15 protein-coding genes and 1 other RNA gene are annotated in these 14597 nt (G+C 72.6%); 8 read left to right on the top strand and 8 right to left on the bottom strand.

The window, feature by feature from the left end:
• Position 1: 1 nt before the first annotated feature.
• Genes efeB through ADK54_RS03020 form a run of 3 tightly spaced genes read left to right on the top strand, consistent with a single transcriptional unit; the run spans position 2 to position 3107 of the window.
• A complete protein-coding gene (efeB, locus tag ADK54_RS03025) occupies positions 2-1264 on the top strand; it encodes an iron uptake transporter deferrochelatase/peroxidase subunit (RefSeq protein WP_053723914.1) in 1263 nt (420 codons plus the stop codon).
• A gap of 9 nt (positions 1265-1273) precedes the next feature.
• Complete coding sequence (efeU, locus tag ADK54_RS42840; protein WP_078966090.1) at positions 1274-2248, top strand: iron uptake transporter permease EfeU; 975 nt, start codon at positions 1274-1276, stop codon at positions 2246-2248.
• Positions 2136-3107 (top strand): hypothetical protein, encoded by a 972-nt coding sequence (locus tag ADK54_RS03020; protein ID WP_078966089.1) that lies wholly within the window; start codon positions 2136-2138, stop codon positions 3105-3107. The genes efeU and ADK54_RS03020 overlap by 113 nt, the downstream gene beginning before the upstream one ends.
• 147 nt (positions 3108-3254) lie before the next feature.
• Here ADK54_RS03020 and ADK54_RS03015 read toward each other — a convergent pair whose 3' ends face one another.
• Positions 3255-3992, bottom strand: a complete 738-nt coding sequence (locus ADK54_RS03015) for a bifunctional DNA primase/polymerase (RefSeq protein WP_053723912.1) — start codon at positions 3990-3992, stop codon at positions 3255-3257.
• A gap of 336 nt (positions 3993-4328) precedes the next feature.
• Between ADK54_RS03015 and ddaH the strand changes: the two genes are divergently transcribed.
• Positions 4329-5171: a dimethylargininase gene (gene ddaH / locus ADK54_RS03010; RefSeq protein ID WP_420717257.1), complete on the top strand. Its 843-nt coding sequence runs from the start codon at positions 4329-4331 to the stop codon at positions 5169-5171.
• Here the strand turns inward: ddaH and ADK54_RS03005 are convergent, their stop codons facing one another.
• Both ADK54_RS03005 and ADK54_RS03000 read right to left on the bottom strand, forming a co-directional pair.
• Positions 5172-6224 carry a small ribosomal subunit Rsm22 family protein gene (locus ADK54_RS03005; RefSeq protein ID WP_053723993.1) on the bottom strand — a complete coding sequence of 351 codons (1053 nt, stop codon included), beginning with the start codon at positions 6222-6224 and terminating at the stop codon, positions 5172-5174.
• Between the two features lie 18 nt (positions 6225-6242).
• Entirely contained in the window at positions 6243-7571 is a 1329-nt protein-coding gene (locus ADK54_RS03000) for a multidrug effflux MFS transporter (protein ID WP_053723910.1), read from the bottom strand.
• Positions 7572-7753: 182 nt separating this feature from the next.
• Between ADK54_RS03000 and ADK54_RS02995 the strand changes: the two genes are divergently transcribed.
• Both ADK54_RS02995 and ADK54_RS02990 read left to right on the top strand, forming a co-directional pair.
• A complete protein-coding gene (locus ADK54_RS02995) occupies positions 7754-8524 on the top strand; it encodes an SDR family oxidoreductase (RefSeq protein WP_053723992.1) in 771 nt (256 codons plus the stop codon).
• Positions 8525-8635: 111 nt separating this feature from the next.
• Complete coding sequence (locus tag ADK54_RS02990) at positions 8636-9526, top strand: PhzF family phenazine biosynthesis protein (RefSeq protein ID WP_053723909.1); 891 nt, start codon at positions 8636-8638, stop codon at positions 9524-9526.
• Positions 9527-9544: 18 nt separating this feature from the next.
• On the opposite strand, the gene ADK54_RS02985 is transcribed toward ADK54_RS02990, so the two are convergent.
• From ADK54_RS02985 to rnpB, 5 genes are all read right to left on the bottom strand, one after another.
• Complete coding sequence (locus ADK54_RS02985) at positions 9545-9868, bottom strand: nuclear transport factor 2 family protein (RefSeq protein ID WP_053723908.1); 324 nt, start codon at positions 9866-9868, stop codon at positions 9545-9547.
• A 232-nt stretch (positions 9869-10100) separates the two neighbouring features.
• Positions 10101-11360 carry a sensor histidine kinase gene (locus tag ADK54_RS02980; protein ID WP_234391901.1) on the bottom strand — a complete coding sequence of 420 codons (1260 nt, stop codon included), beginning with the start codon at positions 11358-11360 and terminating at the stop codon, positions 10101-10103.
• A complete protein-coding gene (locus ADK54_RS02975) occupies positions 11357-12085 on the bottom strand; it encodes a hypothetical protein (RefSeq protein WP_063801889.1) in 729 nt (242 codons plus the stop codon). Before ADK54_RS02975 ends, ADK54_RS02980 begins: the two co-directional genes overlap by 4 nt.
• Positions 12078-12272: a hypothetical protein gene (locus tag ADK54_RS45580; protein WP_159047604.1), complete on the bottom strand. Its 195-nt coding sequence runs from the start codon at positions 12270-12272 to the stop codon at positions 12078-12080. Before ADK54_RS45580 ends, ADK54_RS02975 begins: the two co-directional genes overlap by 8 nt.
• Positions 12273-12642: 370 nt before the next feature.
• An RNA gene (gene rnpB / locus ADK54_RS03440) (RNase P RNA component class A) lies at positions 12643-13062 on the bottom strand.
• Between the two features lie 119 nt (positions 13063-13181).
• On the opposite strand from rnpB, the gene ADK54_RS02970 reads away from it, so the two are divergent.
• Together ADK54_RS02970 and ADK54_RS02965 are read left to right on the top strand one after the other, a co-directional pair.
• Entirely contained in the window at positions 13182-13997 is an 816-nt protein-coding gene (locus ADK54_RS02970; RefSeq protein WP_053723907.1) for a MerR family transcriptional regulator, read from the top strand.
• Positions 13994-14596, top strand: a complete 603-nt coding sequence (locus ADK54_RS02965) for a hypothetical protein (RefSeq protein WP_053723906.1) — start codon at positions 13994-13996, stop codon at positions 14594-14596. The genes ADK54_RS02970 and ADK54_RS02965 overlap by 4 nt, the downstream gene beginning before the upstream one ends.
• The last annotated feature ends 1 nt before the right edge of the window (position 14597 follow it).

Genomic DNA, 14597 nt, shown 5'->3' with positions numbered 1-14597 from the left:
CATGAGCGAAACGACCGAGGCCACCGGCCCCGGCAGGGCCCCCTCGCGCCGGGCGCTGCTCGGCTGGGGCGGCGCGGGGCTCGCGCTCGGCGCGGCCGCGGCCGGCGGCACTGTCGCCCTCGTCAAGGGCGGCGGCAGCGACGCCGTGCCCGCCGCCGACACGGGCGCCGCGGTGCCCTTCCACGGCGACCACCAGGCCGGCATAGCCACCGCCGTCCAGGACCGGCTGCACTTCGCCGCCTTCGACGTGACGACGAAGGACCGCGCCGAACTCGTCCAGCTCCTCAAGGACTGGACGGCGGCGGCCGCCGCGATGACCGAGGGCAAGCCGGTCGGCGAGGGCGCCTACGGCGGGCTCGCCGAGGCGCCGCCGGACGACACCGGCGAGGCGCTCGGCCTCAAGCCGTCCCGGCTGACCCTGACCTTCGGCGTCGGCCCCTCCCTCTTCGCCAAGGACCGCTTCGGCCTCGAAGGCAAGCGGCCCGAGGCGCTGGTCGACATCGAGCAGTTCCCCGGCGACAACCTGGACGCGGCGCGCAGCGGCGGCGACCTGTGCGTGCAGGCCTGCGCGGACGACCCGCAGGTCGCGGTGCACGCGATCCGCAACCTGGCCCGCATCGGCATGGGCAAGGTCGCCATCCGCTGGTCGCAGCTCGGCTTCGGCAAGACGTCCTCGACGACGCCGGACGCGCAGACCCCGCGCAACATGATGGGCTTCAAGGACGGCACCCGGAACGTCTCGGGCACCGACGCCAAGGCCCTCGACGACCACGTCTGGGTCGGCGCCAAGGACGGCGGCGACTGGATGACCGGCGGCTCCTACCTGGTGGCCCGCCGCATCCGGATGCACATCGAGACCTGGGACCGCACCTCGCTCCAGGAGCAGGAGGACGTGTTCGGCCGCGACAAGGGCGAGGGCGCCCCGGTCGGCAAGGCCAAGGAGCGCGACGAACCGTTCCTGAAGGCGATGAAGCCGACCGCCCACGTCCGCCTCGCGCACCCCGACTCCAACGACGGCGCCCGGATCCTGCGCCGCGGCTACTCCTTCACGGACGGCACGGACGGCCTCGGCCGCCTGGACGCGGGCCTGTTCTTCCTGGCCTACCAGCGCGACGTACGCAAGGGGTTCCTGCCGATCCAGCGCGCTCTGGCCCGCCATGACGCGCTCAACGAATACATCCAGCACGTGGGTTCGGCGATTTTCGCGGTCCCGCCGGGCGTCCGCGACAAGGGCGACTGGTGGGGCCGGGGACTCTTCGGCTGAGAGGGAGACATGTTCGCCAACTATCTGATCGGCCTGCGCGAGGGTCTCGAAGCGAGCCTGGTCGTGTGCATCCTGGTCGCGTACCTGGTGAAGACCGACCGCCGGGACGCCCTGAAGCCGGTGTGGATCGGTGTGGGCGTGGCCGTCGTCGTGGCATTCGCGTTCGGCGCCGGGCTCGAATTCGGCTCCCAGGAGATGACGTTCAAGGCCCAGGAGGCGCTCGGCGGTTCGCTGTCGATCGTCGCCGTCGGCCTGGTCACCTGGATGGTGTTCTGGATGCGGCGCACCGCGCGGCACCTGAAGACCGAGCTCCACGGCAAGCTCGACTCGGCGCTGCGCATGGGCACCGGCGCGCTGGTCGCGACCGCGTTCCTCGCGGTCGGCCGGGAGGGCCTGGAGACCGCGCTGTTCGTGTGGACCTCGGTGCACGCCGCCGGTTCCGAGAACGGCACCTCCGAGCCCATGATCGGCGCCCTGCTCGGCCTGGCCACCGCGGTGTTCCTGGGCTGGCTGTTCTACCGCGGCGCCCTGAAGATCAACTTGGCGAAGTTCTTCACGTGGACCGGCGGCATGCTGGTGGTCGTCGCGGCGGGCGTCCTCGCGTATGGAGTGCACGACCTCCAGGAGGCGGACTTCCTGCCGGGCATCAACTCCCTTGCCTTCGACATCAGTTCGACGATCGAGCCGGACAGCTGGTACGGCACCCTGCTCAAGGGCGTCTTCAACTTCCAGCCCGATCCGACCGTCGTCCAGGTCGCGGTCTGGGCGCTGTACCTGATCCCCACGCTCGTGTTGTTCTTCGCCCCGGTAGGGTTCCGGAAGTCCGAGGGGACGACGAGGGTCGAGGGGCAGAAGGCGGTTCATGAGCAGGGTGAGTCGGCTGACGGCGGGGCTCGTGACGGTGACCGTACTGACGGTGACCGCGAGCGGCTGCGTGACGGTGCACGGGGAGCGGGAAGTCGTACCGTCGGCGACGAAGGCTGAGGCCGCCGAGGCGCTCACCGCGTTCACCGACGCCTACAACAAGGCGGACAAGGCGTACGACCCGGCCCTGGACGCGGGCCGGGTCACCGGCGCGTTCGGCGCCACCACGCAGGCGGGCTTCACGGCCGCACATGCGACGAACCCGGGCGGCAACGCCCGGCACTCGGCGCTGACCCTGACGGACGCCAAGTACACCATCCCCAAGCAGGCCGGCTGGCCGCGCTGGTTCGTCGCCGACACCGACTCCAACCGTGACCAGGACGACAAGGGCCCGAACGACACCCGCTGGCTGCTGCTCTTCATACGCAGCGGCCCCGAGCAGGTGTGGAAGCTCGCCTACCTCTCCATCCTGGGCGTCAAGGACGTCCCCGCCTTCAAGACGGACAGGGACGGCTGGGCCGAGCCGGTGAGCCCCGACGACCCCTCGCTCGCGGTCGCCCCCAAGGACTTGAGCGCGGACTACGCCTCCTACCTCCAGGACGGCAAGCCGCCCGTGTTCGCGGACGGCGAGCACACCAGCGGCTGGCGCGACGCCCGCCAGAAGAGCGCGGTACGGTCCGGCCGGATCAGCCAGTTCCTCGACCAGCCCCTGACCGAGGGCGACTTCGCCCCGCTGGGTCTGCGCACCACGGACAACCGGGCCCTGGTCTTCTTCGCGGCCCGCCACTTCGAGCGCCAGACCGCCGCGAAGGGCGTCCGCCTGGACATCTCCCCCGACGAGAAGGCCCTGCTGACCGGCCAGGTCAAATCCTCCCTGACCAGGGAGTGGATCTCCAACGAACTGGCCCTGGTCCCGCCCCAGGGCAAGGTCCTGGTGGCGAACCGGGTGCAGGGGGTTGTGGCGATGAAGGGCGAGTAGCGCGCAGCGGGGGACTGATTGCGCAGTTCCCCGCGCCCCTAAACCCGATGTCCACTGCGGACCGTGCGTGGCTGGTCGCGCAGTTCCCCGCGCCCCTAGCAGGGTTGGTACTGGCCCGCGCGGGCATCTTCAGCCCGTCCGGCGTTCCTACCGGCCCAGGGGCCAAGCTGCCGCGTGGGGGCCCGCGTCCCCCGCGTACCGCGCACACGCATCCGTCAGCGCCTCAAGCAGCGTGAGCGGATCCACCAGCGCGTGTTCCGGCCCCCGGACCCACCCCACCTCAAGCTCCCCCGGCAGCCGCGCGGGCGGTACGAGGACGTAGCTCCCCCGGCAGTGCCACCGCAGCCCCGGATGCTCGTCCATCGTCTCGGGGTGGCAGTCGAGCTCGCAGGGCCACCACTCGTCCTCGTCCTCGGGCGTACCCCGGGTCGCGGTGAAGAAGAGCATCCGCCCGTGGTCGCCGTCACCGGCGGCCTCGGCGACGGGCCCGACGTCGATCCCCTCGGACAGGAGCCGGGCGAGCGCCTCGCGCCCCGCTTCGAGCGGTACGTCGAGCACGTCGTGGACCATGCCGGTCGCGGTGATGAAGTTGGCCTCGGGCTGGCCGAGCGCCCAGCGCTCGATCTGCGCGCGGTCGGTGGTGGACTGCGTCTGCCAGGCGAAGGAGACGGGGTGGCGGGCGGGCGTGGGACACCCCATCCGCTCGCAGGAACACGAGTAGCCGACGGGGTACGCGGCGGGCGCCAGGGGCAGGTCGGCGGCGGCCACGGCCAGCAGCAGGCCGAGCCGGCCCTGGTCCGCGCCCGGAGCGTCCTTGGGCCGCCTGCGCAGCCAGCGGGACAGTTTGCTCTCCTCGCCGCGGGAACGGCCGAACTCAGCGCCCATCTATCCCCTCACCTCACCGTCGACCCCGAGGGACTTTCATCCACTAGGGACTCTTGTCCACGAGGAACATCGTCCCACCATCCTGCTCCCCGGGTGACCGCACCGGACATCCGGGGTGTGTGACATGACCCGCCCGTGACCAACGGGCGGCCTCCGGGCGAGCGGCGCGGGTCGATTCCGCGGCGGGTCCGGGGCGGGGCCCCAGGAGGCGGTCCAGGGGGTGGGCCAGGGGAAAAATACCCGGACGGTTCACTGCGCGGACGCCCGTCACGGCGGACCATGGGCTGCACGCGGCCGCGCACCCGTGCGGCCCAAGTCGCCCGTGAGGAGCCCTCATTGCCTCGTGAAGCCCGTGACCTCAGCACCCCGAGAACCGCCCGACCCCGGCGCTATCTGATGTGCCCACCGGCACACTTCAAGGTCACGTACTCCATCAACCCCTGGATGGACCCCGAGAAGCCGGTCGACCTGCCGCTGGCCCTGGCCCAGTGGGAGGACCTGCGCGACCGGTACCGCTCGCTCGGCCACACCGTCGAGCTGCTCGACCCCCGTCCCGAGCTGCCCGACATGGTCTTCGCCGCCAACGGGGCCACCGTGATCGACAACCGGGTGCTCGGCGCCCGCTTCGCGCATCCCGAGCGCGCGGCGGAGGCCGAGGTCCACCTCGACTGGTTCCGGGCGCACGGCTTCACCGCCGTCCACGAGCCCTCGCACATCAACGAGGGCGAGGGCGACTTCGCCGTCACCGACTCGTACCTGCTGGCCGGGCGCGGCTTCCGGTCCAGCCCGCTGTCGCACGACGAGGCCCAGGAGTTCTTTGGCCGCCCTGTCATCGGGCTCGATCTCGTCGACCCGCGCTACTACCACCTGGACACGGCCCTGTGCGTCCTGGACGACTCGGCCGACGAGATCATGTACTACCCGCCGGCCTTCTCGCCCGGCAGCCGGGCGGTGCTGTCCCGGCTGTTCCCGCACGCGCTGATCGCCGAGGAGCCGGACGCTGCGGCGCTCGGGCTCAACGCGGTGAGCGACGGACTCCACGTCCTGCTCCCCCACGGTGCCACCGGCCTCTTCGACCCGCTGCGCGCCCGCGGGTACGAGCCGATCGGCATGGACCTGGGCGAGCTGCTCAAGGGCGGCGGCAGCGTGAAGTGCTGCACCCAGGAACTGCGTTCCTGACTAGGAGGGCGACTGAGCGGAGTGGGGCGGCCAGGGGTCGCCCCACTCGGCATCCCGGGCCGCCCGGTACAGCGCACCGTGCCGCTTGCTGACCGTCTCGCGGCGCAGCTGCTCCTCGGCCGTGCACAGGTCGAGCAGCACCTGCCCCTTGCGGATCTGCGGCCGCCGGGTGACCCGAGCCGAGGCGGGTTCGGGGGTGATGGGGGTCCCTCCCTGCTCCTTGAGAGCTTGGGGGAGGCTGGCGGCGACGTAGCTGAACTTCTCGTCCTCGTACGCCAGTGAGCCGCCCTTGACCTGGCGGTGCAGCGAGGAGCGGCTGACCCGGGCCGAGAAGTGGCACCAGTCGGTGCCGGGCTCGATGGGGCAGGCGGCGCTGTGCGGGCAGGGCGCGGCGACGCGCAGGCCGGCCGCGATGAGGCGGTCGCGCGCCTCGATGATGCGGGCGTAGCCGTCGGGGGTGCCGGGCTCGACGATGACGACGGCGCCGGTGGCCGCCGCGGCTGCCGCGTCGACCAGGGTGCGGCGGTCGTCGGGGGTGAGCTCGTTCAGGACGTACGAGACGGTGACGAGGTCGCAGTTGCCCAGGGTGAGGGCCGAGCCGATGCGGGCGCGTTCCCAGCGGGCGGTGCGCAGGCCGGGCAGCCCGGAGGCCTCGGCGAGTTCGCGGCCGATGGCGAGCGCGGGCTCCGCCCAGTCCAGGACGGTGGTGGCCACGGGGGTGTCCGCCTCCTCCCAGGCCTCGGCGACCGCCCAGCTCGCGGCGCCGGTGCCGCCGCCGATGTCGGTGTGCGTGGCGGGCGTCCACCGCCCGGTCGCGTCCCGGAACGCGTCGAGCGCGGAGCGCACCGCCTCGAAGGTGGCGGGCATCCGGTACGCGGCGTAGGCGGCGACGTCGGAGCGGTCGCGCAGCACCGGGGCGTGGGTGGGGACGACGCCGCGGTAGTGGCTGATCAGCCGGTCGACGGCGCCCGCGGCCTGCGAGGGAGGAAGACCGTCGAGCAGTCCGGCGAGCGCCGAGCGCAGGACGTCCGGGACAGGGAGGGAGTGGTTCACCGGGTTCACCGGAGGAGTCTACTTTTGCCGCGCCGGGTCCCCGGACGCCGCCGCGAGGGACTCGTTCCTGCGCTGCCAGGGCCGGCACAGGAGCAGGAAGCAGAGCAGGGCGGCGACGGCCGAGGCGAGCTGGACGACCGCCATCGGCACGGCCGTCGCCTCGCCCGCGATGCCGACCAGCGGCGATGCGACCGCGCCGACCAGGAACGAGGACGTGCCGAGCAGCGCGGAGGCGGAACCGGCCGCGTTCGGGGTGCGCATCAGGGCCAGGGCGTTGGTGTTCGGCAGGGCGAGACCCATCGCCGACATGAGCACGAACAGACCGGCCGCGATCGGCGCGAGGCCCACCTCGCCGAACACGCCGGAGGTCATGAGGAGCAGCGCCGTCGCCGCCAGGGTGATGACGGCGAGCCCGAAGCCGAGCGCCTTGTCCAGGCTGACCCGGCCGATGAGCAGCTTGCCGTTGATCTGGCCGACGACGACCAGGCCGACCGAGTTCAGGCCGAACAGCAGGGAGAAGGTCTGCGGGGAAGCGCCGTACAGATTCTGCACCACGAAAGGCGAGGCAGCGATGTAGGCGAACAGGGCGGCGAAGGCGAGGCCGCCCGCGAGCATGTAGCCGGTGAAGACCCGGTCCTTCAGCAGGCCGCCCATGGTGCGCAGGGCCTCTCCGACGCCGCCGGAGTGGCGCCGGTCCGCGGGCAGCGTCTCGTGCAGCCACTTCCACACGACGCCGGTGAGCAGCACGCCGATCACGGTCAGCACGGCGAAGACGCCGCGCCAGTCGGTCAGCCGCAGCACCTGTCCGCCGATCAGCGGGGCCACCACGGGAGCCACGCCGGAGATCAGCATCAGGGTGGAGAAGAACCGGGCCATCTCGACGCCGTCGTAGAGGTCGCGCACCACGGCGCGGGCGATCACGATGCCCGCGGCGCCGGCCAGCCCCTGCAACAGCCGGAAGCCGATGAGGAGTTCGGCGTTGGGCGCGAAGGCGCAGACCGCGGTGGCCAGGACGTACACGACCATGCCGATGAGGAGCGGCCGGCGGCGTCCCCACTTGTCGCTCATCGGGCCGACGACGAGCTGGCCGAGCGCCATGCCGGCCAGGCACGCGGTGAGGGTGAGCTGGACGGTCGCGGCGGGTGAGCGCAGCGCGTCGGTGACCTCCGGCAGGGCCGGCAGGTACATGTCCATGGAGAGCGGCGGGAGCGCGGTGAGCCCGCCGAGCACCAGCGTGACCAGGAGACTCGTGCGGCGGACGGCCGCGCTCGCGACGGCACCGGGTGCCTTCGCGTCGGCCGTGGTCGATATGTGGCCCTGGGTGTCCTGGCCGCCGCTCTCCGGCATCGGTTTCTCTCCTGGAAGTTGAATCGAATAACCATGCTCTCAGCCGGACCCGGATGACGGGACCACCCGGGAGGCACGGGAAAGGAGGGACGGGTCACACGGCTCCCCCATGAGTGGCAGGCGCCTCCCACATCGCGGACGAGCCGTCTCCCGCACGGGCCGCTCCCGTACGCTCCGGGCTCATGGACATCAGCTCGCAAAAGCCCCGGAAGTCTGCCGTCGTGACTGGTGCCGGGTCCGGCATCGGCCGTTCCGTGGCCCTCGCGCTGGCCGGCGCGGGCTGGTCGGTGGCCCTGGCCGGGCGTCGTACCGAGGCCCTGGAGGAGACCGCGGCGCTGGCAGGCAAGGACGCCGACGTGCTCTGCGTCCGTACGGATGTGACCTCGCCGGACGAGGTCGGCGCGCTGTTCGCCGCGACCGGGGACGCGTACGGGCGGGTGGACCTGCTGTTCAACAACGCGGGGACGTTCGGGCCCGGCGGGGTGCCGGTCGAGGACCTGTCGTACGAGGCGTGGCGCTCGGTGGTCGACGTGAACCTGACCGGCGCGTTCCTGTGCGCGCAGGCGGCGTACCGGGCGATGAAGGAGCAGGATCCGCAGGGCGGGCGGATCATCAACAACGGCTCGATCTCGGCGCACGCCCCGCGGCCGGACTCGGTGGCGTACACGGCGACGAAGCACGCGATGACGGGGCTCACCAAGTCGCTGTCCCTGGACGGGCGCCGGTACCGGATCGCGGTGGGGCAGATCGACATCGGCAACGCGGCGACCGAGATGACGCAGCGCATGCAGACCGGGATCCCGCAGGCCAACGGGGAGTTGGCGGTGGAGCCGGTGATGGACGCGCGGGACGTGGCGCGGACGGTCCTGCACATGGCGGAGCTGCCGCTGGAGGCGAACATCCAGTTCGCGACGGTGCTGGCCACGGCGATGCCGTACATCGGCCGGGGCTGAACCCACCTCGCCCACACCGGCCGGGCTGAACCGACCTCGCCCACCTCGGCCGGGGCCGAGCCGTTCCCGGGTGGCCGGAATAGGCGGTCCGGTACGGCAGTTGAGGCGATCATGACGAACGACGCGCAGTCCTACGCTCAGCCCGAGATCCTCCGCTACGCCGCCTTCTGCGCCGACCCCGCCGGGGGCAATCCGGCCGGGGTCGTCCTGGACGCCTCGGGGCTCGACGACGCCGGGATGCTGGCGATCGCCGCCGAGCTCGGCTACAGCGAGTCGGCGTTCCTGACGGCGCCGCCGGAGGGGCTCGGGGAGCCGGGGCGGGCGTTCACGCTGCGGTTCTTCAGCCCGAAGGCCGAGGTGCCGTTCTGCGGGCACGCCACCGTGGCGACGGCGATCGCGCTCGGCGAGCGGATCGGCACCGGGGAGCTGACCTTCGCGACCCCCGCCGGTACGGTTCCGGTGACCGTCGCCGAGGACGCGGCGACCGGCGGCCTGCGCGCCACCCTGACCAGCGTCGAGCCGCACTCCGAGGCCGTCGACGAGAAGGACCTCGCCGAGGCGCTGGCCGCCCTCGACTGGCCGGCCGAGGACCTCGACGCCGCGATCGTGCCCCGGATCGCCTTCGCCGGCGCCCGCCACCTCGTCCTTGGCGCGGCCACCCGCGAGCGCCTCGCGGACCTCTCCTACGACTTCGACCGGCTGACCGCGCTGATGCACCGCCTCGACCTCACCACCGTCCAACTGGTTTGGCGCGCCTCGGAGTCGGTCTTCCACGTCCGCGACCCGTTCCCGGTCGGCGGGGTCGTCGAGGACCCGGCGACGGGCGCCGCGGCGGCCGCGTTCGGGGCGTACGCGCGTGAACTCGGCCTGGTCGCCGAGGAGTCGGAGCTGACGCTCCATCAGGGCGAGGACCTCGGGCGCCCCGGCGTGCTCACCGTGACGCTGCGCGCGGGCGACGCCCGGGTGCGGGTGAGCGGCGCGGGCGCCCGCATCCCGGCGTGACGCGGCGACCGGGCGGGCTCAGGCCTGCCCGGTCTCGAAGCGGCTGACCTTGCCGCCGTCGACGGTGAAGCGCCAGGCGGTGCGCATCTCGCCCCAGGTGTCGTTGCGGTAGTTGGCGACCAGGCCGAGCCCGTCGTGCGTCTGGTTCTCGATGTCCATGTGACCGCCGGAGGAGAAGACCTCGCGCTCGGTCCAGTCGGCGATGTCGCGGTCCGCACCGTCGTCGGACATGGTGGCCCCGGGCGTCAGGGCGGCGGCGAAGGCCTGGCGGTCACCGGAGTTGAGCGCGCCGACGAAGGCGCGGACGGCCGGTTCGGTCAGCTTGTCGAGGGCGATGGTCACGGTCTTCTCTCCCGGTCGGTACGGAACGATTCATCCCCCAGGACACCCCACCTCGCCCCGGTGCGCCATCGGTGCGCCGCCGGATGGCACCGTGGGCGGGTGTTCATCCGCGGGCCGGTGGGGGCTGGGCGCTCCCCCAAGTTCTCGGCTTCGCTCGAACAGGGGGGACCCCCATCGCGGCGGAGCCGCACCCTGTCACAGCCCCGCGCCCCTGCAGGGGACCCAGCACTGCCTACGCCGCCGGCAGGCGCAGGGTGGTCACCGCCCCGCCCGTCGCTGCGTTGGAGAAGGTCAGAGTGATGCCGAGGACCTCCGCCTGGCCGGCTGCGATCGTGAGGCCGAGGCCGTGGCCCCTTCCCCGGCCGGGGTCGCCGGTGCGGAAGCGCTGGGGGCCTCGGTCGATCAGCTCCGCGGGGTAGCCGGGGCCGTGGTCGCGGATCTCGACGACCGGGCCGTTCACCGTGAGGGTCACCGGCGGCGCCCCGTGCCGGTGGGCGTTGACGACGAGGTTGGCGATGATCCGGTCGAGCCGGCGCCGGTCGGTGCGTACGGTCGCATCGCGTACGACGTGGACGTCGCAGTCCAGCGCCGTGGCGCGGGCAGCGCGTTCGACCAACGGGCCCAACTCGTGCTCGGCCAGCTCGGGTTGCTCGGCGCCCGCGTCGAGCCGGGAGATCTCCAGGAGGTCCTCGGTGAGGGTGTGCAGCGCCTTGAGCCGGTCGTTGATCATCTCCTTGGGGCGGCCCTCGGGCAGCAGCCCGGCGGCGGCCAGCATCCCGGTGAGCGGGGTGCGCAGCTCGTGGGCGACGTCGGCGGTGAAGCGCTTCTCCGACTCCAGGCGGCGCTGCAACGACGCGGCCATCGAGTCCAGGGCGACGGCGACCGCCGTCACCGCGTCGCGTTCGGCGGCCTTGCCCCCGGGCGGGATGCCGGTGCGCACATCGAGGTCGCCCTCGGTGATCCGGCGCGCGACGGTGGCCGTGTGGCGCAGCCGCCGGCTGATCCGCCCGGCGAAATAGGTCCCGGCCAGTGTGACGCTGCCCGCCGCGAGCAGCGCGGAGCCGAGGATCGCGGTGTCCATCTGGCGCAGGTGGTCGCGGGTGCTCGCGTACGGGATGGACACCGCGAGGACGTGCCCGCCGGCCGGGGCCGCCGCCCACATGACCGCCTTGCCGTCCTGCTCGCCGACCATCAGCCCGCGTCCGCCGCCTATCGCCAACTGCCTTAGCGCGCCCGGGAGTTCGACCGGGTCGAGGATGGCGCCGTGCCCGTCGGTGGTCTCGGTGCCGTACGCGTACTCCTTGAGCGCGGCGTCCAGGCTCCCCCGCGCCTCCTTGCGGACCTCGTCCACCCGCTGCCGGGTCAGCACGTTGTGCACGAGCACGCCGAGGATCGCGGCGACCGCGCAGGCCACCCCGGCCACGGTGAGCACGATCTTCCAGCGCAGGCCGTACGTCCAGCCCGGCCGCAGCCGCTCCTGCCAGGCCGTCACGAGGGGCCGCCGGGTGTGGGCGAGTGCGTGACGCAGGGGAGGCCGGAGGCCTGCTTGAGGGCGCGGCAGGTGTCGAGCTTGAGCTCGATGAGGGCCATCATCCGGCCGTCCCAGCCGTAGTGCGAGACGTACACGAACCTGTCGTTGGAGGTGGGTTCGCGGATGGCGAGGTGCCCGGCGGCGAGCTCGACGCCTTCGAGGACCGCGCGCCGCGAGAAGACGCGGGTGACGACGCCGTCCACCACGTGGTAGACCCGCATCTCGCTCGCCCGCCCGTCGATGTCGACGGCGGTGATCAGCTCCGCCCGCCCGTCGCCGGTCAGGTCCCGCAGCACCGGCTCGCGCACCCCGCAGTCGGCGGCCCGCACGCAGCCCGCGACGCGCTCGGCGGCCCGGCGGTCCACGAGTCGGCCGGTGCCCTGGTCCTCGCGTTCGGTGGCGGTGAGGTCGGCCTTGACGACGGCGAGCGGGTCGGCGTCCCGCATGTCGCCGGAGGTCACCTTCGGCACGCCGGGCACGGCGAAGGGCCGGCCGCGCTGCTGCTCGGGGCCGGCCGGGGAGGGCCGCGCCTGCGGCCACAGCGGTTCCGGCGGAGCCACGCTCGCCGCCGCCCCGTCGCGGTGCAGCCCCTCCATGTCCGCGCAGCCCGTCAGCACGGCGACGAGGCAGCCGGCCAGGAGGAGCCACCGCGCGGGACGGTGGTCGGGGCCGGCGCGCTCAGCCAAGCTGTCCGAGCATGCCGGTGACGGAGTTGAGCGCGTTGTGCAGCGAGGGGGCGACCGCCGTATCAGCGAGACAGAACCCGAACCCGGCGCAGATGAGCGCGTGGGAGATCTTGGTGCCGCCTTTGCGGCAGAGGAAGAAGGCGCTCGCCGCGAGCGCCAGCATCACGGGAAAGTGGAAGGAAGGCACGGCGTCTCTCCTCGTGTCCCCGAGTCGAACTCTGCGGCACCCCCGCCGCCTCGAACGGCGCGCGGGCTTCCGGTCGGTACCGCAGATCACGCTACGACGGCGATGGGCGTTCCGCCACACGGAGGATGAGCGAGGGGTTACGTGGGGTGATGGGGGCAGGCGGGAGGGGTGCGGTGCCGGGCGGTTGCCGGGCGGAAGGCCTGCGCCCCGGCTGGCAGAGGAAGGCGCGCGCCCGGCCACCGGCAAGCGGAAGGCGCGAGGCACCGGCGGGCAGGGAAAGCCGCCATTCCAGGCCCAGCGGGAGAGGCGGAAGGCGCGAGTCACGGCGGGCGGGAGCTGCCCCGGTCCAAACCCGGCGGGAGAGGTGGGGCAGACGAGTCGGGCTGTACGCCGGGTTCTGTACCCCGGGACCTCGCGGTCGTCGGGGCGACGGCCATCCATCTAGGACCGGCGTTGCCGCCGGCCTCGTGCGGTCTACCCGCGGACTCGGGCAGGCTGCCCTCGATCGTCCGCGCAGAGCCGCGTTTTACGGCGGCCCCTCTTGACCTTGCTCCGGGTGGGGTTTACCTAGCCGCCTGAGTCACCTCAGGCGCTGGTGGTCTCTTACACCACCGTTTCACCCTTACCAGGGACCGCCCTCTTTAAAGGAGCGCGGTCCCGGCGGTCTGTTCTCTGTGGCACTGTCCCGCGGGTCACCCCGGGTGGCCGTTAGCCACCACCCTGCCTTGTGGAGCCCGGACGTTCCTCGGGAAGATCCAGAGGATCTCCACGCGGCCGCCCGCCCGGCTCGTCTGCCGTGCCGACCATGCTACCCGGCGCGGAGCGACGGAGCGGCCGCCGCCCCCGCGCCAAGTGATCGAGGACAGTCCGGCTTGACCCTGCCGCAGCGTCAACGTTTCTACTGGAGCCATGCGGATCTCGGAGATCGCCGCGCTGGTAGGGGTGACCACGCGGGCGGTCAGGCATTACCACCACCTCGGCCTGCTGCCGGAACCGGCCCGGCTTGCCAACGGCTACCGGCAGTACTCGGTGCGGGACGCCGTCGCGCTCGCCCGCATCCGGCGGCTGACCGAGCTCGGCCTCGGCCTCGACGAGGTGCGGGACGTGATCGCCGACGACGCGGGGCACGAACTGGTCGACGTACTGGGCGAGTTGGACGCGGACCTGGCCCGCCAGGAGGCGGAGATCCGGGACCGTCGGGCCCGCCTCTCCATGCTGCTCGCCCGCGCGAGACAGGGGCGCCTGACGACCGAGGACGAGCTCTCCCCCGAACTGGCCGATTTCTTCGCGGAGTTGGGCACCCGTGAGACCACATCACCGATGGCCGCCAAGGACCGCGAGCTGCTCGCCCTCATGGAGACCGCCACGGCCCCCGAGGAGCGGGACCGGCTGATGGCCGCCGTGCGGTCCACGGCCGCCGCGCCGGGCGCCGCCGAGCGTGCACACGAGGTGTACGCGCTGCTCGACGCACTGGCGGACGTGGACCTCGCGGACCCCCGGGTGGACGCGGCGGCGCGGGCGCTCGCCGACTGCCTCCCGCCCGAGCTGACGACGGAGATCTCGGCGACCACGGCCCCGGCCGACCAGACCTTCCTCAAGGCCTTCCTCGCCGACTTCGCCCCCGCACAGGCGGAGGCGGTACGTCGAGCGATGCTGCTGGTTTCGAAGAAAACGAAGGAATCGAAGGAATCGGAGAAGGCGGAGAAGGGCGGGGCGGCGGAATGACACGCGACTTCCTCCCGGACTCGGTCCGCCGACTGGCCGCGCACGAGGCGCGGGTCCTGAGGAGCTTCGGCCTGTGGATCGTCCGGCGACGGCATCAAGTGGGGCCGGGTGACCGGGCGTTCGGGTACGCGAGCCCGCAGGCGGCGACGGTGTACGGGCTGGCCTTCGTGTGCGTCGTCGAAACGATCGGGGTGTCGTTCATGGTCCGCGACTGGCCGGCCGTGCACGCGGTCCTCCTGTTCCTGGACGTGTACACGGTCGTCCAGGTCCTCGGCATACAGGTCGCGGCCGTGACCCGGCCGCACGTCCTGACCCCGGACGCCCTGCGCGTGCGCGCGGGAGCCCGGGCGGACCTGGTCATCCCGCTGGCCCAAATAGCCCGTATCCGAAGGGAGTTGAAGTTCCAGGGCGCGGGCGGCACGGTGCCGGACGACGTCCTGGAACTGTCCGTCGGCTCGCAGACCTCCCTGACGGTGGAGCTGACCGAGCCGATCACCCACGTACAACTCCTGGGAAAGCGGCGCGAGGTGACGGTCGTACGGTTCCACGCGGACGAGTCGGGCGAGCTGGCGAAAGCGCTGACGGCGGCGGTCGCTTAGG

The sequence above is a fragment of the Streptomyces sp. WM6378 genome (assembly GCF_001279695.1).
In the GTDB taxonomy this organism is placed as follows: Bacteria; Actinomycetota; Actinomycetes; order Streptomycetales; family Streptomycetaceae; genus Streptomyces.
The sequence above is the reverse complement of the archived record's forward strand: the minus strand, read 5'-3'. Positions and strand labels throughout refer to the sequence as shown.

Bases quoted from the DNA above. Each gene is read 5' to 3' on its own strand.
- efeB (WP_053723914.1), top strand. From the start codon at position 2: ATGAGCGAAACGACCGAGGCCACCGGCCCCGGCAGGGCCCCCTCGCGC.
- efeU (WP_078966090.1), top strand. From the start codon at position 1,274: ATGTTCGCCAACTATCTGATCGGCCTGCGCGAGGGTCTCGAAGCGAGC.
- ADK54_RS03015 (WP_053723912.1), bottom strand. From the start codon at position 3,992: ATGGGCGCTGAGTTCGGCCGTTCCCGCGGCGAGGAGAGCAAACTGTCC.
- ADK54_RS03000 (WP_053723910.1), bottom strand. From the start codon at position 7,571: ATGCCGGAGAGCGGCGGCCAGGACACCCAGGGCCACATATCGACCACG.
- ADK54_RS02995 (WP_053723992.1), top strand. From the start codon at position 7,754: ATGGACATCAGCTCGCAAAAGCCCCGGAAGTCTGCCGTCGTGACTGGT.
- ADK54_RS02990 (WP_053723909.1), top strand. From the start codon at position 8,636: ATGACGAACGACGCGCAGTCCTACGCTCAGCCCGAGATCCTCCGCTAC.
- ADK54_RS02970 (WP_053723907.1), top strand. From the start codon at position 13,182: ATGCGGATCTCGGAGATCGCCGCGCTGGTAGGGGTGACCACGCGGGCG.
- ADK54_RS02965 (WP_053723906.1), top strand. From the start codon at position 13,994: ATGACACGCGACTTCCTCCCGGACTCGGTCCGCCGACTGGCCGCGCAC.